This is a genomic window from Mycobacterium sp. pV006, assembly GCF_041287115.1.
Taxonomy (GTDB): domain Bacteria; phylum Actinomycetota; class Actinomycetes; order Mycobacteriales; family Mycobacteriaceae; genus Mycobacterium.
This window is the reverse complement of the sequence record NZ_JBGGKT010000004.1, coordinates 132,008-150,114: the sequence shown is the minus strand read 5'-3', so window position 1 is coordinate 150,114 and position 18,107 is coordinate 132,008. Positions and strand designations below refer to the sequence as shown.

Genomic DNA, 18,107 nt, shown 5'->3' with positions numbered 1-18,107 from the left:
GCGGGACCTACCCGTCAGCAGCAATTCGCCCCCTGTGGATAACTATCCGATCAGGTCGGAGATCTGTGCGCCCTGGGCGATCTTGTTGCGCGTCTTCATGACCTTGCCCGGGAAACCGCCGCCGACCACACCGACCACCACGCCGTCGCGCTCGTAGTAGGCCAGGAACTTGCGGCCGTCGTCCTCGACGATGTGGACGGTGTCGGTGGCCTCCGGCTCACCGAGTGCCTGGATCTTGACGTCGTACTGGTCGCTCCAGAAGTAGGGCACCGTCACCGCCGACGCGGGCTGCTGGCCCAGCATCGTCGGCACCAGCACGCGCGCCTGGTCGGCGACGTTGCTCCAGTGCTCGACGCGGACCTGCCCACCGACGTGGTCCCGCCAGGACGCCACGTCGCCGATGGCCCAGACGTGCGGCGCGCTCGCCCGGCCGGCGTCATCGCACACCACACCGTTGTCGACGGCAATCCCGCTGCCCTCGAGCCAGTCGGTGTTCGGACGCGATCCGATGCCGACGATCACGACGTCGGCGTCGAGCTCGGCACCGTCGCTGAGCGTGACCTTGCGGACGCGGTCGTCGCCCTCCACGCCGGCTACCCCGACACCGCAGCGCACGTCGACACCCTCGGCTCGGTGCAGCCGCGTGATCAGCGCACCGATCTGCTCACCGAGCACCGACGCCAGCGGGGCGGGCTGCGGTTCCACCAGCACCACTTCCACGCCGAGCTTCCGGAAACTCGCGGCCACCTCGCAGCCGATGAACCCGGCACCGATCACCACGGCGCGCCGGGCGGCCTCGGCGTCCTTGCGCAGCGCGATGCTCTCGTCGAGGTTGCGCAGCACGTGGATGCCGGCCAGGTCCGGGAATGACGGGATGCGTTTGGGCACAAGGCCGGTCGCGATGACGAGTTCGTCGTAGGGCAGCTGGGTGCCGTCGGCGAGCGTCAGCGTCTGGGCATCGGTGTCGACTGCGCGGGCACCGTTGCCGAGCAGCACGGTGATGTCGTTCTCTTCGTAGAACTCCGCCGGTTTGAGTGTGACGTCATCGGTTTCGGCGCGCAGCACTTCCTTCGACAGCGGTGGCCGGTCGTACGGAAGGTGGTCCTCGTCGCTGACGATGGTCACCGGCCCGGTGTACTCGGAACGACGCAGTTGCTCGGCTGTGCGCGCCGCCGCCAGTCCGCCGCCCACGATGACGACACCGTTCTGGTCGCTGCGCCCCTCTGAAGTGCTCACGTGGGCTTTTTACACGATCGGCACGCGCGTCGGTGCGCCACCCCACCGTTGAGCGCTCAGCACCAACGGGTGCGGGGTCAGTACTTCATCACGCCGCGGTCGACGGCGATCTGAGAGCCCGAGACGGTCATCGATCCGTCGCCCGCCAGCCAGGAGACCACATCGGCGACTTCCTCCACCGACATGAACTCCTGCAGACCCGGCTTTCCGTCGCGGGCCACCGGCTTGAAGGGCATCGGCGCGAAGCTGTGCAGGTAGGTCGGGTGCTTGCCGAAGATCTCGGCCATCGCCTCGGGTTCGATCATCGGGGTGTTGATCGAGTACGGGTGAATCGAGTTGACCCGGATGCCGAACTCCCCCGCCTCGAGCGCCAGGGCGTTGGTCAACGCGACCAGGCCGTGCTTGGACGCGGCGTAGTGCGCGTTGCCCGGGGTGGCCTTCAACCCGGCCGAGGAACTGACGATGATGATCGAGCCGCCGTTGCCGGCCTCGATCATCGCCGGGACCGCGGCCTTGATGGTGCGCCAGGTGCCGTTGAGGTTGACGTCGATGACGTCGTCCCACTGTGACTCCGACATCTCCCAGATGCGGCCCCAGCTGAGGATGCCCGCGTTGGCGACGACGATGTCGAGACGGCCGAACTGCTCGATGCCGGCGGCGACGATGTCCTGCTGCGCGGCCAAGTCGCGGATGTCCAGTTCGCGCGCCAGGATCTTGCGGCCGGTCTGCTCGACCAGCGCGACGGTCTCGGCCAGGTCATCCGGCGTGGGCATCGGGTAGGTGACGGTGTCCGACACCGGTTTGCAGACGTCGATCGCAATGATGTCGGCGCCGTCATTGGCCAACCGGACCGCATGCGCGCGGCCCTGACCGCGGGCGGCGCCGGTGATCAGCGCGACGCGGCCTTCCAGTGGTGCACCAGTGCTCACCGGCACAGGCTAACAGCAGAAATAGAACGCGTTCTAGGAACTTGTCCCATCCACCGGGTCACGAATGATGGGGCACGTCATGCAGTGGCCGCCACCGCGACCGCGCCCGAGTTCGGCTCCGACGATCGTGATCACCTCGATCCCCGCCTTGCGCAGCAACGAATTCGTGTGCGTGTTGCGGTCGTAGGCGAACACGACGCCCGGTTCCACAGCCGCCAGATTGTTGCCGCTGTCCCACTGCTGGCGCTCCGCGTCGTATCGGGATCCCCCCGTCTCCACCACCCGCAGTTCGGGCAGCCCCAGCGCAGCCGCCACGACCTCCAGGAACGGCTTGGTGTCCTCGATGACGTCGACGCCGATGCTGCTGTCGCTGGGGACGAGGGTGAAAGGGACGATGCCGTCGACGATCGCCGGATAGATGGTGACGACGTCGCGATCGGCGAACGTGAACACCGTGTCCAGGTGCATCGCCGAACGCAGCTTCGGCATGCCCGCGACGATCACCTTCTCGGCCGCCCCATCGGCGAACAGTCCCGCGGCGACCTGGGTGATGGCCTGACGCGAGGTGCGCTCGCTCATGCCGATCAGGACCACGCCGTCGCCGGGGACCAACACGTCGCCACCCTCGATGGTCGACAGCCCCCACGAGCGCTCCGGGTCGCCCCACCAGACCGTCGACCCGACGAAGTCCGGATGGAACTCGTAGATCGCCTTCATCAACAACGTCTCGTCGTGGCGGGCCGGCCAGTACAGCGGGTTGAGGGTAAGGCCGCCGTAGATCCAGCACGTGGTGTCCCGGGTGTAGAGGGTGTTCGGCAGCGGCGGCATCAGATATTCGGTGACGCCGTTGTCTTCGCGCGCCAAGGCCCGATATCCCGACCCGAGATCGGGGGGCAGGTCCAGGATCGACATCCCGCCGATCAGCAGCTCGGTCAAGTCGCGCGCCGACAGCGAGTCCAGAAATCCGCGCGTCTCGTCGACCAGGCCCAGCCCCACCTCGTCGGCGACGATCTTGCGGTCCAGCAGCCAGGTCCGAGCCTCGGAAATCTCCATGGTCTCGGCGAGCAGGTCGTGCAACTCGACGACCTCGACGCCGCGGTCGCGCATCTTGTCGACGAAGTCGAAATGGTCGCGCCGTGCGTTCTGCACCCACAGGACATCATCGAAGAGCAGATCGTCACAGTTGCTCGGGGTCAGTCGTTCATGGGCGAGGCCAGGGGAACACACCAGGACCTTACGGAGTTTCCCGACCTCGGAATGCACTCCGTAGGTGGCGGACGTATGCGGCACGTCTACTCCTCTCCTGCACTAGATTTCGATCGCACCGGTGGCCAGTGACACCACCCCGGCGACGGCGCCGATCAGGATCACGATGAACAACACGGCCTCTGCTGGACGGAACACCCGCAACGACCGTTCCCGGCGCGCTCTGATGTAGAGCGCGGCGGCAGGGGCATAGAGGATGCACGACAACAGAAGCTTGTCCATCCCGGCGGCATAGAGCAGGAACAGCGTGTAAAGCGTTGCGACAGCGGCAATGACCATGTCCGGGACAAGTGATCTGCCGTCGCCATAGGTTTCTCGCGTGGCCGTCAGCTTCAATGCGTAGGCCGCCGCCAGCAGGTACGGGATGAGCGCCAGTGCCGCCGTCAGGTCGAGCATGAAATCCAAGGCATCCGCGGCGAACAGCAGGGAGACCAGAAGCAGCGAGACCAGGCAGGCAGCCATGACCAGCGCGGCGACCGGCGCGCCGCGCTTGTTGGTACGCGCCAAGAACCGCGGCATGTCATCCGATTTGGCGGGAATGTAGAGCACTTCGGCCGCCATCAGCGTCCACGCCAGGTACGCCCCCAGCACCGAGACGATCACCCCGGCTCTGATGAAGACCGAACCCCAATGCCCGACAACGGATTCCAGGACCGCCGCCATGGACGGCTGACTCACCTGCGCGAGCTCGTCCTGCGGCATCACGCCATACGACACCAACGTGACCAAAGCGAACACACTGAGCACGCCGAGAAAGCCCATCACAGTGGCGCGGCCGACGTCCTCACGCCGACGGGCCATCCGCGAATACACACTGGCGCCCTCGATACCGAGGAAGACGAACACCGTGATCAGCATCGTGCCCGTGGCCTGATCCCACAGCGACGCGAACGAGTATCCGTCGGCGCCCCAGAAGTTGTCCGCGAAGACGTCGGCCTGGAACGCGATGGCCGTGATGACGATGAACATCAGAATCGGGATGACCTTGGCGATGGTCACGATGTAGTTGATGACCGCCGCGTCCTTGACCCCGCGCATGACCAGCAGCGCGAACGCCCACACCCCGATGGCCGAGATCGCGACGGCCAGCACCGTGTCCCCGGCGCCGAAGGCGGGAATCAGCGCACTCATGGTCGCAGTGATCAGCACCCAGTACGACGTATTGCCCGCGCACGCCGACGCCCAGTACCCGATCGCCGAGTTGAACCCGACGTAGTCGCCGAAACCCGCCTTGGCGTAGGCGAAGATGCCGGCGTCCAGTTGTGGTTTGCGGGTGGCCAGGCGCTGGAAGACGAAGGCCAGCATCAGCATTCCGCTGCCCGCGATGGTCCACGCGATGATCGCCCCGAGCACCCCGGTCTCGGTTCCGAACCTGCGCGGAAGAAGGAACACCCCCGAACCGATCATCGACCCGACGACCATCGCCGTCAGGGTCGGCAGGGACCTTCTGGCCGGTCTGCTCGGTATCCGCCGCGGTAGAGGTCATATCGCCTCGTGGACATGGTCGTGGTAGGCGTCGGTGCGTTCGGCGTCCGCCCTAGACCCTAGACCACATGTGGCGGGCACATCAGAGTTCGGCGATGATGTCCGCGCGCTTGGCGGCGTACTCGGCGTCGGTGATCGACCCGGTGGCGCGCAGCGTCTCGAGGCGCTGCAACCGTTCCGCGGTCGTCGGCTCAGACGGTGCAGCGACCCCGCCTGACACCGGAGCGGCAGGCTGAGACGCCGCAGCATGGCGCACGATCGCCTGCACCTGCTGGCGTGCCGCGGGATTGGACCGGAGGTCAACGATGCTGTCCACTCCGATGCCGTGTGATTTGAGAACCTGCAGAATCTCCATCAGCGGTTCGGTCTGGCCCGTCAGATCGTAGGTGCGATCGTCCTCAGCCACGGTGAACGTCGCGGGCATCATGCCGCTGACCAGAGCGCTTCGCTCCCAATCGATCTGGTAGTCGTTGGTGGCCGGATCGACGAGCACCGCCAGCCGCCTGCTGGTGATCATCGGCAGCCGGCTCACCGACGCGACAACGCTGTCCTGTGTGGCGAACGGCGTGATACCCGGACCTGACACCTGCAGGTCGAGCTTGACCAACGGCTGGTCGTTGATGCGGGTGTTGGTGTCGTGGATGCCGGTCACTTGGGCCAGCGCGAGCACACCCACTGCTTCCAGCTCGGCGGTCCTGGCCTCCTTACGGGCACGGAAGCCCGTGAGCGCCAGCGCGATCAGCACGTCGGCCGCGGTGACGAGCAAGCCCGTCCAGAACATCCACCCCAGCAGCGGGTCGGCGCCGCTGGCGAAGAAGATGACCAGGAAGATCGGGCCGACAATTCCGCACAGCAGCACGAAGAGCTGCGTTCGGACGTAGTGCCAGAACAGCGACATGGGCAGCATTATCGCTGCGCGAGCCGCTCCTCGCCGGGGTTCGGTCAGCCGGCCGCGATGGCCACCGGCGCCGACGGTGCGACGGCCGTGGCACCGAGGCGGGAGGTCACCAGCTGATACAGCGGGATCGTCCAGGAATCCATCGACGCGACGTTGCGGGCGTAGCTGGTGTGCACGGCGACCGCAGCCGGGTTCATCTCGTCCTCGGCGTCCGGGTCGTAATCGCACACCGCGTCGCCGAGATCGCACACACTGATCGTGCGCATTCCCATCGTCACCGGCAGCGGTTGCGGCGCGCGGGCCAGGATGGGCCAGTCCTGAGCGACGCCCTTCCCGGCTCCGGGCACCGAGGCAGCCGAACCGACATTGATCGTCGGATCCTGCGGCAGGCGGTCACCGTCGGCGACCAACAGTGCGGCGGCCAGGTTGGGGCTGGCGTCGAGTGCATGGAGGTTGCGGTGCACCACCATCGCGCCCTGCGAGTAGCCGGCCAGCACGACCTGCGTGGTGGGGCACTGCGCAACAAAGGTCTGATACTGCTGTGCGAGCGCGGCGGTCCCGGCGTCCACGCTGCTCATGAAGTTCGCCCAGTCCAGGATTCCGCCGTCCTCGGGAACCGGCGTCGCAGGATAGGCGACCGCTTCGGCGGTGATGGTGCGGCCGTCCTGCTGCACCAGCCGCGCCAGATCGCGGTAGGACTTGTAGACGACGCGACCCATGCCGCCGTCGGCGGACACGTCGCCGGCGCGTTCACCGGAGCCGGCGGCGCCGATCACATGGACGTCGGGACAGGCGGGTTGGGCCGACGCGACGCCGGCTCCGAATCCGGCGATGGCGGCGGCGCCGACGGCAGCGGCGAGCGCCGCGAGGCCATTCTTGCGATGAGACACTTCACTTCACTTCCCGGCCGACCCCTCGACGACCGTCGGGTGGTACATCGCACCGTCTTAATGGTGTGTTACAGCGTTGCCACCGGCGTGACCGTGATGCAGGGTAGGGATCGATGCCGGACATGCTGATTGCCCACAACCCGGAGGAAGGTACGACGTTGCCGTACCTGATCTGGCTCCCGTTGGGCGCCGGCGGTGTCACCCTGAAAGCCAGGGAGACGTGGCCGCGGACCAACAAGGTGTACTGCCACCGGCTGGAGCAGTGGCCCGACGGCGCCGACATCATCGAACGGCTGCCCGTCCGCTCCATCAGCAGGCGCGGCGCTGCCATCGATCTGGTACTCGAACGCGGACGCGAGAATCGCTCCCAGTTCGTCCTGACCCGCGCCCGCGGCCGCGAAATGGTTTTCTGGCAGTCGCGCCGCACCGCCAAACAAGCGCGGCCCAACGTCGCACTGCCTACCGCGCGTGCGCATGGCCGCACGCTGGAGATCGTGGTGGACAGCCACGAGCGGTACGGCTACAAGTTCAGCGACCAGCAAGCCGACACCCTGCGCCGCGCACTGCCGGCCGGCGATTACGCCGTCTACAGCGGCGACGTACTGGTCGCCTCAGCGGAACGCAAGAGCATCGAAGACCTGTCTGCCGGGTTGCTGTCCGGAAAGCTCACCTACCAGCTGGCCGATCTGGCGGCCCTGCCGCGCGCCGTCGTGGTCGTCGAAGCGGGGTACTCGCGGTTGTTCAAGCTCGAGCACGTCAGCAGCTCCGTCGTGGCCGAGGCACTGGCCGAAGCGCAGGCACGCTTCCCGTCGGTGCCCATCGTGTTCGTCGAGACGCGCGTACTGGCGCAGGAGTGGATCTACCGCTGGCTCGGCGCGTGCCTGCACGAACACGAGCTACACACGGCCACGCCCGACTTCCGAACTGAGCCCCAACCGGGTCCACAGGTCTCGGTCAGCAACAGCGACATCCGGCTCTGGGCACGAGAACGGGGCTTGCCCGTCGGCGATCGCGGCAAGATTCCGGCAGGAATCGTCGAGCAGTTTCTCGCGGACCAACACAGGTAGCACAACGAAAGCGGCGCCCACCCGAAGGTGAGCGCCGCTTCGCGGTACTGAGTCAGATCATCACTTGATGATCTTGGTGACCCGGCCGGCGCCGACGGTACGGCCGCCCTCGCGGATCGCGAAGCGCAGGCCCTCGTCCATGGCGACGGGCTGGATCAGCTTGACGGAGATGTCGGTGTTGTCACCGGGCATCACCATCTCGGTGCCCTCGGGCAGGGTCACGACGCCGGTCACGTCCGTGGTCCGGAAGTAGAACTGCGGACGGTAGTTGTTGAAGAACGGCGTGTGGCGGCCACCCTCGTCCTTGGACAGGATGTAGACGCTGCCCTCGAACTCGGTGTGCGGCGTGGTGGTGCCGGGCTTGACCACGACCTGGCCGCGCTCGACGTCCTCACGCTTGATGCCGCGCAGCAGCAGACCGACGTTGTCGCCGGCCTGGCCCTGATCGAGCAGCTTGCGGAACATCTCGACACCGGTGACGGTGGTCTTGGTGGTCTCCTCGCGGATGCCGACGATCTCGACTTCCTCGTTCACGTTGACCACGCCGCGCTCCACACGACCGGTGACCACGGTGCCGCGGCCGGTGATGGTGAAGACGTCCTCGACGGGCATCAGGAACGGCTTGTCGGTCTCACGGACCGGATCCGGGATGGAGTCGTCGACGGCCTGCATGAGGTCCTCGATCGACTTGACCCACTTCGGGTCACCCTCGAGCGCCTTGAGCGCCGAGATCGGGATGACCGGAGCGTTCTCGTCGAACTCCTGCGAGGCCAGCAGTTCACGGACCTCCATCTCGACGAGCTCGATGAGCTCCTCGTCGTCGACCATGTCGGCCTTGTTCAGCGCGACCAGGATGTAGGGCACGCCGACCTGGCGGGCGAGCAGCACGTGCTCGCGGGTCTGCGGCATCGGGCCGTCAGTGGCGGCGACCACCAGGATCGCGCCGTCCATCTGGGCGGCACCGGTGATCATGTTCTTGATGTAGTCAGCGTGACCGGGGGCGTCCACGTGGGCGTAGTGCCGCTTGTCGGTCTGGTACTCCACGTGGGAGATGTTGATCGTGATACCGCGCTGACGCTCTTCGGGCGCATTGTCGATCTGGTCGAATGCGCGCGACTCGTTCAACTCGGGGAATTTGTCGTGCAGAACCTTGGTGATCGCTGCAGTCGTGGTGGTCTTGCCGTGGTCAACGTGACCGATGGTCCCGATGTTGACGTGCGGCTTCGTCCGCTCGAACTTCGCCTTCGCCACTGTGGTGTCCTCCTGGACTGTGTTGGTGCTTTGGTTAAAGCAGTTTTGGTTTCTTCAGTTGTGGTCCCGAAGGACCGCCGACCTACTGGCCGGTGGCCTTCGCTGACTCAGTCTTCTCGCCTCCGGATCAGCTCCGAGCCTCAGGCCTGGCGGCCTTCGATTCTCACTGACCCGTCGCCTTCGCGATGATCTCCTTCGACACGTTCGCCGGAACCTCGGCGTACGAGTCGAACACCATGGAGTAGTTCGCTCGGCCCTGGGTCTTCGACCGAAGGTCGCCGACGTAGCCGAACATCTCCGACAGCGGAACCTGCGCCTTGACGACGCGTGCACCGCTCCGCTCCTCCATGGCCTGGATCTGACCACGGCGGGAGTTCAGGTCGCCGATCACCTCACCCATGTAGTCCTCGGGCGTGGTGACCTCGACGGCCATGATGGGCTCCAGGATGACCGGCTGCGCGGCCTGCGCCGCCTTCTTCAGCACCTGGGACCCGGCCACCTTGAACGCCATTTCCGACGAGTCGACCTCGTGGAAAGCGCCGTCCAGCAGCGTGACCTTCAGGTTCACCAGCGGATAGCCGGCCAGCACGCCGTATTGCATGGCGTCCTGGGCGCCGGCATCCACCGACGGGATGTACTCGCGCGGGATGCGGCCGCCGGTGACCTTGCTCTCGAACTCGTAGGTGGCGCCGTCCTCGCCGGTGAACGGCTCGAGGTCGATGAGCACCTTCGCGAACTGGCCGGAGCCACCCGTCTGCTTCTTGTGGGTGAACTCGACCTTCTCGACCTTGCGCTTGATCGTCTCGCGGTAGGCCACCTGGGGCTTGCCGACGTTGGCCTCGACCTTGAACTCGCGACGCATGCGGTCCACCAGGATGTCCAGGTGCAGCTCGCCCATGCCGCCGATGACGGTCTGGCCGGTCTCCTGGTCCAGGTGCACCTTGAAGGTCGGATCCTCTTCGGCGAGCTTCTGGATCGCGGTGCCCAGCTTCTCCTGGTCACTCTTGGTCTTGGGCTCGATGGCCACCTCGATCACCGGATCCGGGAAGGTCATCGACTCGAGCACGATCTGCTCGTTGGCGTCGGAGAGGGTGTCACCGGTGGTGGTGTCCTTCAGCCCGATCACGGCGTAGATGTGACCCGCGCTGGCCCGCTCGACCGGGTTCTCCTTGTTGGCGTGCATCTGGAACAGCTTGCCCAGCCGCTCCTTCTTGCCCTTCGTGGAGTTCACGACCTGCGAGCCGGACTCGACGGTGCCCGAGTACACCCGGACGTAGGTCAGCTTGCCGAAGAACGGGTGCACCGCGATCTTGAACGCCAGCGCCGAGAACGGCTCGTCGGTCGACGGCCTGCGGGTGATGACCTCGTCCTCCTTGTTGGGGACGTGGCCCTGCACGTTCTCGACGTCCAGCGGCGAGGGCAGGTAGTCGATGACGGCGTCGAGCATGGGCTGTACGCCCTTGTTCTTGAACGCGCTGCCGCACAGCACCGGGTACAGCTCGCTGGCCACGGTCAGCTTGCGGATCGCGCCCTTGATCTCGTCGACCGTGAGCTCTTCGCCACCGAAGTACTTCTCCAGCAGCTCCTCGTCGGTCTCGGCGACCGTCTCGAGCAGCTTGGTGCGGTACTCGTCGGCCTGCTCGGCGAGCTCGGCCGGGATGTCCTCGACCTCGTACTTCTCACCGAGGGCGGTCTCGCCGCGCCACACCTTGGCCTTCATCTCGACCAGGTCGATGATGCCGATGAAGTCGTTCTCCGCGCCGATCGGCAGCTGGATGACCAGCGGCTTGGCGCCCAGGCGCTCCTCGATGGTGCGCACGGTGAAGTAGAAGTCCGCGCCCAGCTTGTCCATCTTGTTGACGAAGCAGATACGCGGGACGTCGTACTTGTCGGCCTGCCGCCACACCTGCTCGGACTGCGGCTCCACGCCCTCTTTGCCGTCGAACACGGCCACGGCGCCGTCGAGGACGCGCAGCGAGCGCTCCACCTCGACGGTGAAGTCGACGTGCCCGGGGGTGTCGATGATGTTGATCTGGTTGTCGTTCCAGAAGCAGGTCACCGCGGCCGAGGTGATCGTGATGCCGCGCTCCTGCTCCTGCTCCATCCAGTCGGTGGTCGACGCACCGTCGTGCGTCTCACCGATCTTGTAGTTGACGCCCGTGTAGTACAGGATGCGCTCGGTCGTCGTCGTCTTGCCGGCATCGATGTGCGCCATGATGCCGATGTTGCGGACCCGGTTCAGGTCGGTAAGCACGTCCTTCTGTGCCACAGAAGTCTTCTCTTTCGCTTGGTAGTTTGCTGTTCATTCGCCGGCGCCGCCGGCGGCCGTCACCAGCGGTAGTGCGCGAAGGCCCGGTTCGCTTCGGCCATCTTGTGGGTGTCCTCGCGTCGTTTGACGGCGGCACCCAGGCCGTTGCTGGCGTCGAGGATCTCGTTGGCCAGGCGCTCGATCATGGTCTTCTCGCGACGCTGCTTGGAGAAACTCACCAGCCAGCGCAGGGCCAGCGTGGTCGACCGGTCCGGCCGGACCTCGACGGGAACCTGGTAGGTCGCACCACCGACGCGACGGCTGCGGACCTCGAGGGCGGGCTTGACGTTGTCCATGGCGCGCTTGAGCGTCACCACGGGGTCGGTGCCGGTCTTCTCACGGGCCTGTTCGAGCGCACCGTAAACAATGCGCTCGGCCAGTGATTTCTTCCCGTCCAGCAGAACTTTGTTGACCAGCTGGGTGACCAGCTGCGACCCGTAGACCGGATCGTTGACCAACGGACGCTTGGGCGCGGGTCCCTTGCGCGGCATCAGCTCTTCTCCTTCTTCGCGCCGTAACGGCTGCGGGCCTGCTTGCGGTTCTTCACACCCTGGGTGTCCAGGGACCCGCGGATGATCTTGTAGCGCACACCGGGCAGGTCCTTCACACGACCGCCGCGCACCAGCACCATCGAGTGCTCCTGCAGGTTGTGGCCCTCGCCCGGGATGTAGGCGGTGACCTCGACCGCGCTGGTCAGCCGCACACGCGCGACCTTGCGAAGCGCCGAGTTCGGCTTCTTCGGGGTCGTCGTGTAGACGCGGGTGCACACGCCGCGACGCTGCGGGCTGCCCTTGAGGGCCGCGGTCTTCACCTTGGCGATCTTGTCGCGGCGACCCTTACGGACCAGCTGGTTGATGGTTGGCATGTACCGGCTTTCTGTGTTGCTTGGTTCTTCTGAAGTTCTCTGTCCTGCAGTTTCGTCCCCACCGCTTACCCCGCGGCCGGGCGTGTCGCATGCGGCCAGCCGCGCATCCCGGGGCAATTCCCGAGCCATCTGCGACGGAGGACATGCAAATTGGGCCCGGAGTGCAGGCTTTGCTCGTGGGTCAGGAGAACCGCAAGCGCCCTATCTGCCAGGCACGACGGTCCACAATACCAGGGTGGCCGACCTCGACAAAACCCGCTGACCTGCGTCTCTTTGCCTCCGGTGCGTCATCTGGACCGCATCCCGGCGGCCAGACGCATCACCATGTCGGTGAACACGGCGTCGGTGTCGATGCCGGCCATCACGCCGGTCATCTCCAACAGGACGAACCCGTGCATGGCCGACCAGAACTCCAGCGCGGCGTAGAACGCCGCCTCCTGGGACAGGCCGTAGGCCGACAGCACCGCGATGACGGGCGCCGCCGCGGCGTGGGTGGCCTCGGTGAACTCGGGGTCGTCGCCGCCGAGCGGCATCCGGGTGAACGCCGAGTACCGGCCCGGGTGGTGGTGGGCGTAGCTGCGGTAGGCACTGGCCATGACCACCACGGCGTCGTCTGGCGAACGGCCTTCGGCGACGTTGGTGAGCATGCCGATGATGTCGCCGACGACGCGCATCCGGACCGTGCGGCGCAGGTCCTCGAGGCTGTGCACGTGGTTGTACAGCGACGGGCCCTTGGTGCCGAGCTGATTGGCCAGCGCATTGATGGTCAGCGCGTCCCAGCCCTCCCGGTCCAGGAACGTCAGCGCGGCGTTGACGATGCTGTCGCGGCTGAGTTTGGCGGACCGCAGCGGCCGAGTCGCCATGCGCGTCCCCCTCATTCCTCGTCCTGACCGGCCCGGAACCGGACCAGCGAGAAACTCTAGTTCACCCGCTGTTGGGACAGCTGAGCGAGACGTTCGACCACCGAGCACAGATCGGGCAACGTCGCCGCGTTCAGCGTCTGGATCGACCAGGTGATGACGTCGGGCCCCTTGGCCACGTAAATACTGCACGCGGAGTTGTCGTAGGCCTTGAAGCCGGGGTTCCCGTCCACCGACAGCTCGACCAGGGTGCGGCCGGCCTTGGCTTCGAGGTCGCGCTCGGTGTCCATGTCGCTGCCGCGGTACCACCAGGTGGAGATCCCCATGCCGATGCCCACGTTGCCGATCACCGTGGCCTCCTGCCAGAAGCATCCGGCGTCGGAGACCACCGCCTGCTCGTACATCGACGTCCCGACCGCGTCGTCAATGTCGGCGTCGGTGACCCCGTTGCAGTCCCGGCTGTCGAAGCCGGGCCCGGACGGCACGTCGGACTCGGGCGGCGGCGCGGCGCCGGCGCAGCCGGCGAGCGTGAAGACAGCGGCCGTGGCCAACGTCGCGACGACGCGCACGTCACATGTCCGAGCGCAGCGTCGCCGACAACAGCTTCTCGGCCTCGACGCACGGGTCGCCGGCGTCGCTGCCGCGGTACTGCACCCACCAGCTGAGCACGCCCGAACCGGCGGCCGCCGTGGCCGAGCATGCCGCGCCGGTGACGTCCCGGCGGGCGGCGAACGCGGGGCGCCGTTCGATGTCGATGTCGGTGACGACGGCGCCGCGCCGCTCCGCCAGCGACCGTTCCCGATCCAACTCGCCGGTCTCGAACCACGAATAGGTCACGTCGACGAGCGCGTCGCCCCGGGAGGCGACGTACTGGCACACCGCACCGCTGAACGGCCGCGTGAGTTCGTCGGCCCGCAACGTCGCCTGCACGGTCGAGTCGTCGAGCAGCCCGCAGTTGTCGTCGACGTAGCCGAAGCTGCGGTCGGGGTCGGAGCCGTCGGCACGGTGAGCGGTGCCCTCGACGGTCTGCGCGCAGGCAGTCAGGCCGGCCGCGGTGACCACCACCGCGGCTACCGCACCGCCGACACCTCGTCGCATCATCACCGCTCACGCTACCCAGAGGCTCTGGCTCCGGCACCTCGTGCCGTCGTAGGCTCTCACCATGGAGTCGACGTCTGCGGGACGGTTGCTGGGCGCGTGCGCACTCACGGTGGCAGTGGGCTGCCTGGCCGTCCCGCCGGCGTCGGCTGTCAACGGGGATACCCACATCACCGGCGTCGGTCTCGTGCAGACCATCGAGTGCAACAACGCCACGGTCTTCGTCAACGGCGCCAACAATCAGGTCAACGTCCTCGGCAACTGCTGGGCGGTGACGGTGCAGGGGTCCTACAACACCGTCGTGGCCGACCACGTCATCAACGACATCACCGTCTACGGGTTCAACCAGACCGTGCTCTACAAGGCCGGCGATCCGGTGGTGTGGGACCGCGGACGCGAACTCGGGATGACGAACGTGATCAACCGGGTACCCGCCTGACCATGGATGCCCGTCGGTTCGCCACAGCAGGGTTGACGTCGCTGACACTGCTCGCGGCCGGCTGCGGCGCGACCAGCGAGGACACCAACACCCCGACGGCGACGGCCGGCTCGTCCGGCGCGCAGGTCGAGATCGGCAACACCATCAACTACGGCTCGTTCGGCACCACCACCGAGATCGACTGCGCCGACGGGAAGTCGCTCAACGTCGGCGGGTCCAACAACACGCTGACCGTGGTCGGCACATGCTCGAACGTCAACATCGGCGGCTCGGACAACAAGATCACCCTCGAGCGGGTGGACAGCGGACTGGCGGTGGTCGGGCTGAACAACACCGTCACCTACCGCGACGGGGAGCCCGAGATCAACGACACCGGCAACAACAACAGCATCAGCAAGGGCTAGGCCGGGGCGCCGTGGCGGCCGGCGCCGCCGGCGAACCGGGCCGCTCCGGCCAGCGACTCCTCGGCGACCTTCGACAGGCTGCCGAACTCACGGTCCATGGCCTCGGCCTCCGATGACCCCCACTGCCCGATGGCCGACATCCGGTCGGCGCGCAGACACTGCTGCGGCAGCGCCGCCAGCTGCGCGGCCAGTTCCTCGGCCCGCTCGCGGGCCTCGCCGTTCGGGACGACGCGGTTGACCAACCCGATCGCGGCCGCCTCCTCGGCGCGCACCTCGCGGCCGGTCAGGATCAGGTCCATCGCGCGGCTGTGCCCGATCAGCCGCGGCAGCCGCACCGTGCCGCCGTCGATCAGCGGCACTCCCCACCGCCGGCAAAACACCCCCAGCACCGCGTCCTGCTCGACGACGCGCAGATCGCACCACAGCGCGAGCTCCAGGCCGCCGGCGACGGCGAATCCGCTGATCGCGGCGATCACCGGCTTGGACAACACCATTCGGGTCGGCCCCATCGGGCCCGGTCCGGTGCGGTGCACCGGGTTGGAATCGGCAGTGCCGAAGGCTTTCAGGTCCGCACCTGCGCAGAACGTGCCGTTGTCGCCCCACAGCACCGCGACGGACGCCGACTCGTCGCGGTCGAACTCGTCGAACGCGGCGTACAGCGCTGCGGCAGCCGGACCGTTGACCGCGTTGCGGGCTTCGGGCCGGTTCATGATCACCGTCGTGACCGGGCCGTTCTTCTCGACTCGCACGCCACCGCTCACGTCGCCTCCACCAGTCGCAGGTCGTCTCGTCGCGCCACCAGTTCGGCGGCGAAATCCTGATATGCGGTGCGCAACCGCTCGCCGGGCCACGCCCGCGGCAGCAGTTCGTCGGGCAGCACCGGATCGGTCAGCAGATGCCGCACGATCGCCGCAGCCACCAGGAAACGGGCGGGGACATCGCGCGCGTCGGTCATCGCGGCCAGGAGCTGGGTGCCGCGGTCGGTCCAGTCCGGCAGATTCCACAGTTTCGCAGCCAGTTCGGCGGGGTCGTCGTCGCGGACGCTCAGCACGCGTACGTGCGCGGCGATGTCGTCGTCGAGTTCGATCGCCAGATTGTCCGGGCGCAGCCAGAGTCCTTCGCGCAGCTCACCGAAGCGCTTGGCCGCCAACGTGTTCCGCAGGGTGGCGCGGGTGCGGGCGTCGGCGCCGACACTGGTGATCGCCAGTGCCGTCCATGTGCCGTCCCAGGGCCGGCGGCGCGGGTCGAGTGCGTCGTCCTGGCGGCGCTGCCGCGCCAGCAGCCGGTCGGAGAGGCGGTAGCCGTCGTCGGAGCGAACCAGGTCGCCGGTGGCGACCATCCGGGTCAGCGCGACCCGGACCGTCGACTCCCGCAGTCCGAAATCGGCTGTGAGAGCGATCAATTCGGCTGCAGTGGCCCAGGCGGGATGCGCGCCGAGCAGCACGCTGAGAACCACCGAGCGCGCCGTCATCCGCACAAGTTCAACCCTTCACGAGCGCGCGTTCGAGGATCGGCGCCAGGTCCAGTCCCGTCGGCAACGTGCCGTACGCACCGCCCCACTGCCCACCGAGCCGGGTGGCCAGGAACGCCTCGGCCACCGCGGGATGCCCGTGCCGAACCAGCAGCGCACCCTGCAACGCCAGCGCGATGTCCTCGGTGACCTTGCGGGCGCGGTACTGGATGGATTCGAGGTCGGCCAGTTGCGGACGTAGCGCCTGGACGTGCGCGTCGAGGCGCGTGTCATGCCCTGCGGCGGTGCCCAGTTCGTCGAACAGCACGTCGACACACTCCGGGCGGGTGGCCATGGCGCGCAACGTGTCCAGCGCGCTGACGTTGCCCGACCCCTCCCAGATCCCCATCAGGGGCGCCTCACGGTACAGCCGCGGCATGCCGGAATCCTCGACGTAGCCGTTGCCGCCCAGACACTCCATGGCCTCGCCGGCGTGCGGGGTCGCGCGCTTGCACACCCAGTACTTGGCCGCGGCCAGTCCGATACGGCGCAGCAGGGTCTCGCGTTCGTCGCCCCGTACGGCGCGGTCAGTGGCGCCGGCCATCCGCATCGCGAGCATCGTCGCCGCCTCCGCTTCGACCGCGAGGTCGGCGAGCACGTTGCGCATCAGCGGCTGGTCGAGCAGATACGCGCCGAACGCGCTGCGGTGCTGCGCGTGGTGAATGGCGCGCATCAGACCGTTGCGCATGCTCGTCGCGCTGCCCAGGGTGCAGTCCAGCCGGGTCAGGTTGACCATCTCGATGATGGTGGGCACGCCGCGGCCTTCTTCGCCGACCAGCCACGCGGTCGCGCCGTCGTACTCGACCTCGCTGGAGGCGTTGGCGTGGTTGCCGAGCTTGTCCTTCAAGCGCTGCAGGAACATCCGGTTGCGGGTGCCGTCGGGCAGCACCCGCGGCAGCAGGAAGCAGGACAGACCACCGGGCGCCTGCGCGAGCACCAGGAAGATGTCGCACATCGGCGCCGAGGTGAACCACTTGTGCCCGGTCAGCCGGTAGCTGCCGTCACCGACGGGCACCGCCTCGGTGGTGCCCGCGCGGACATCGGAGCCGCCCTGCTTCTCGGTCATCGACATGCCGGCGGTGATTCCGGGCTTGGCGGTGGCCGGCTTGAGCTCCGGGTCGTAGACGCGGCTGGTCAGCAGCGGCTCGTAGACCGCGGCCAGCTCGGGGTTGTGGCGCAGCGCCGGCACCACCGCATACGTCATCGAGATCGGGCAGACGTGCCCCGGCTCGGGCGTCCACACCGACATCTTGGCCGCCCGCACCACATGCGCACCGGCACGGTCGTCGGCCCACGGCGCGGCGTGCAGGCCATGCCCGATCGCCGTCGACATGAGTTCGTGGTAGGCGGGGTCGTACTCGACCTCGTCGATGCGGTGCCCGTAACGGTCATGAGTGTGCAGCACCGGCCGGTTGCGGTCGGCCAGCTCACCCCAGCGCTGCGCGCGGGTGCTGCCCCCCAGTGCACCTACTTTGTGGACCTCGTCGACACCCCATTCACCGCCTTCGCGGATCAGCGCCTCGGCGAGCACCGGCGACGCGGCCGGGTTGAAGTCCTCCAGCGGCGGGACCTGATTGGTGACGACGTGGGTGTCCATACCC

General features: G+C 67.3%; 19 protein-coding genes. 3 read left to right on the top strand and 16 right to left on the bottom strand.

Annotated elements, in window-relative coordinates:
* Window positions 1-42: 42 nt before the first annotated feature.
* The 6 genes from ACAG25_RS08385 to ACAG25_RS08360 all read right to left on the bottom strand — a co-directional run bounded on the left by ACAG25_RS08385 (window position 43) and on the right by ACAG25_RS08360 (window position 6,704).
* Entirely contained in the window at window positions 43-1,236 is a 1,194-nt protein-coding gene (locus ACAG25_RS08385) for an NAD(P)/FAD-dependent oxidoreductase (protein WP_370487892.1), read from the bottom strand.
* 77 nt (window positions 1,237-1,313) lie between these two features.
* Window positions 1,314-2,147, bottom strand: coding sequence for a mycofactocin-coupled SDR family oxidoreductase (locus tag ACAG25_RS08380; RefSeq protein WP_370488089.1), 834 nt, complete (start codon window positions 2,145-2,147; stop codon window positions 1,314-1,316).
* Between the two features lie 51 nt (window positions 2,148-2,198).
* On the bottom strand, window positions 2,199-3,455 hold the full coding sequence (gene arcA, locus ACAG25_RS08375) for an arginine deiminase (protein ID WP_370487890.1): 1,257 nt from the start codon (window positions 3,453-3,455) through the stop codon (window positions 2,199-2,201).
* Between the two features lie 18 nt (window positions 3,456-3,473).
* Window positions 3,474-4,853, bottom strand: a complete 1,380-nt coding sequence (locus ACAG25_RS08370) for a basic amino acid/polyamine antiporter (protein ID WP_370487889.1) — start codon at window positions 4,851-4,853, stop codon at window positions 3,474-3,476.
* Between the two features lie 145 nt (window positions 4,854-4,998).
* The gene (locus tag ACAG25_RS08365) at window positions 4,999-5,814 is read right to left on the bottom strand and encodes an SHOCT domain-containing protein (RefSeq protein WP_370487888.1); all 816 of its coding nucleotides are present in this window, start codon (window positions 5,812-5,814) and stop codon (window positions 4,999-5,001) included.
* Between the two features lie 44 nt (window positions 5,815-5,858).
* A complete protein-coding gene (locus ACAG25_RS08360; RefSeq protein ID WP_370487886.1) occupies window positions 5,859-6,704 on the bottom strand; it encodes a cutinase family protein in 846 nt (281 codons plus the stop codon).
* A 113-nt stretch (window positions 6,705-6,817) separates the two neighbouring features.
* Here ACAG25_RS08360 and ACAG25_RS08355 point away from each other — a divergent pair, with 113 nt between their 5' ends.
* Window positions 6,818-7,771 (top strand): ERCC4 domain-containing protein, encoded by a 954-nt coding sequence (locus ACAG25_RS08355; RefSeq protein ID WP_370487885.1) that lies wholly within the window; start codon window positions 6,818-6,820, stop codon window positions 7,769-7,771.
* 60 nt (window positions 7,772-7,831) lie between these two features.
* Here the strand turns inward: ACAG25_RS08355 and tuf are convergent, their stop codons facing one another.
* The 7 genes from tuf to ACAG25_RS08320 form a co-directional block, all read right to left on the bottom strand.
* Window positions 7,832-9,022 (bottom strand): elongation factor Tu, encoded by a 1,191-nt coding sequence (gene tuf, locus ACAG25_RS08350; protein WP_370487884.1) that lies wholly within the window; start codon window positions 9,020-9,022, stop codon window positions 7,832-7,834.
* Between the two features lie 163 nt (window positions 9,023-9,185).
* Window positions 9,186-11,291, bottom strand: a complete 2,106-nt coding sequence (fusA, locus tag ACAG25_RS08345) for an elongation factor G (RefSeq protein ID WP_370487882.1) — start codon at window positions 11,289-11,291, stop codon at window positions 9,186-9,188.
* Window positions 11,292-11,350: 59 nt separating this feature from the next.
* The gene (gene rpsG, locus ACAG25_RS08340; RefSeq protein ID WP_059015889.1) at window positions 11,351-11,821 is read right to left on the bottom strand and encodes a 30S ribosomal protein S7; all 471 of its coding nucleotides are present in this window, start codon (window positions 11,819-11,821) and stop codon (window positions 11,351-11,353) included.
* Entirely contained in the window at window positions 11,821-12,195 is a 375-nt protein-coding gene (rpsL, locus tag ACAG25_RS08335; RefSeq protein ID WP_003929602.1) for a 30S ribosomal protein S12, read from the bottom strand. Before rpsL ends, rpsG begins: the two co-directional genes overlap by 1 nt.
* Window positions 12,196-12,482: 287 nt before the next feature.
* On the bottom strand, window positions 12,483-13,058 hold the full coding sequence (locus tag ACAG25_RS08330) for a TetR/AcrR family transcriptional regulator (RefSeq protein WP_370487881.1): 576 nt from the start codon (window positions 13,056-13,058) through the stop codon (window positions 12,483-12,485).
* 56 nt (window positions 13,059-13,114) lie between these two features.
* The gene (locus ACAG25_RS08325) at window positions 13,115-13,624 is read right to left on the bottom strand and encodes a DUF3558 domain-containing protein (RefSeq protein ID WP_370487880.1); all 510 of its coding nucleotides are present in this window, start codon (window positions 13,622-13,624) and stop codon (window positions 13,115-13,117) included.
* 1 nt (window position 13,625) lies between these two features.
* Window positions 13,626-14,153 (bottom strand): DUF3558 domain-containing protein, encoded by a 528-nt coding sequence (locus ACAG25_RS08320; RefSeq protein ID WP_370488088.1) that lies wholly within the window; start codon window positions 14,151-14,153, stop codon window positions 13,626-13,628.
* Between the two features lie 64 nt (window positions 14,154-14,217).
* Here ACAG25_RS08320 and ACAG25_RS08315 point away from each other — a divergent pair, with 64 nt between their 5' ends.
* Together ACAG25_RS08315 and ACAG25_RS08310 are read left to right on the top strand one after the other, a co-directional pair.
* Window positions 14,218-14,592 carry a DUF3060 domain-containing protein gene (locus ACAG25_RS08315; RefSeq protein ID WP_370487879.1) on the top strand — a complete coding sequence of 125 codons (375 nt, stop codon included), beginning with the start codon at window positions 14,218-14,220 and terminating at the stop codon, window positions 14,590-14,592.
* 2 nt (window positions 14,593-14,594) lie between these two features.
* Window positions 14,595-14,996, top strand: coding sequence for a DUF3060 domain-containing protein (locus ACAG25_RS08310; RefSeq protein WP_370487878.1), 402 nt, complete (start codon window positions 14,595-14,597; stop codon window positions 14,994-14,996).
* Here the strand turns inward: ACAG25_RS08310 and ACAG25_RS08305 are convergent.
* The 3 genes from ACAG25_RS08305 to ACAG25_RS08295 are packed head-to-tail and all read right to left on the bottom strand — an operon-like array spanning window position 14,993 to window position 18,103.
* A complete protein-coding gene (locus ACAG25_RS08305; RefSeq protein WP_370487877.1) occupies window positions 14,993-15,757 on the bottom strand; it encodes a crotonase/enoyl-CoA hydratase family protein in 765 nt (254 codons plus the stop codon). The genes ACAG25_RS08310 and ACAG25_RS08305 overlap by 4 nt on opposite strands.
* Complete coding sequence (locus tag ACAG25_RS08300) at window positions 15,754-16,467, bottom strand: PaaX family transcriptional regulator C-terminal domain-containing protein (RefSeq protein WP_370487876.1); 714 nt, start codon at window positions 16,465-16,467, stop codon at window positions 15,754-15,756. Before ACAG25_RS08300 ends, ACAG25_RS08305 begins: the two co-directional genes overlap by 4 nt.
* Window positions 16,468-16,477: 10 nt before the next feature.
* Window positions 16,478-18,103, bottom strand: coding sequence for an acyl-CoA dehydrogenase family protein (locus ACAG25_RS08295; RefSeq protein ID WP_370487875.1), 1,626 nt, complete (start codon window positions 18,101-18,103; stop codon window positions 16,478-16,480).
* Window positions 18,104-18,107 lie beyond the last annotated feature (4 nt).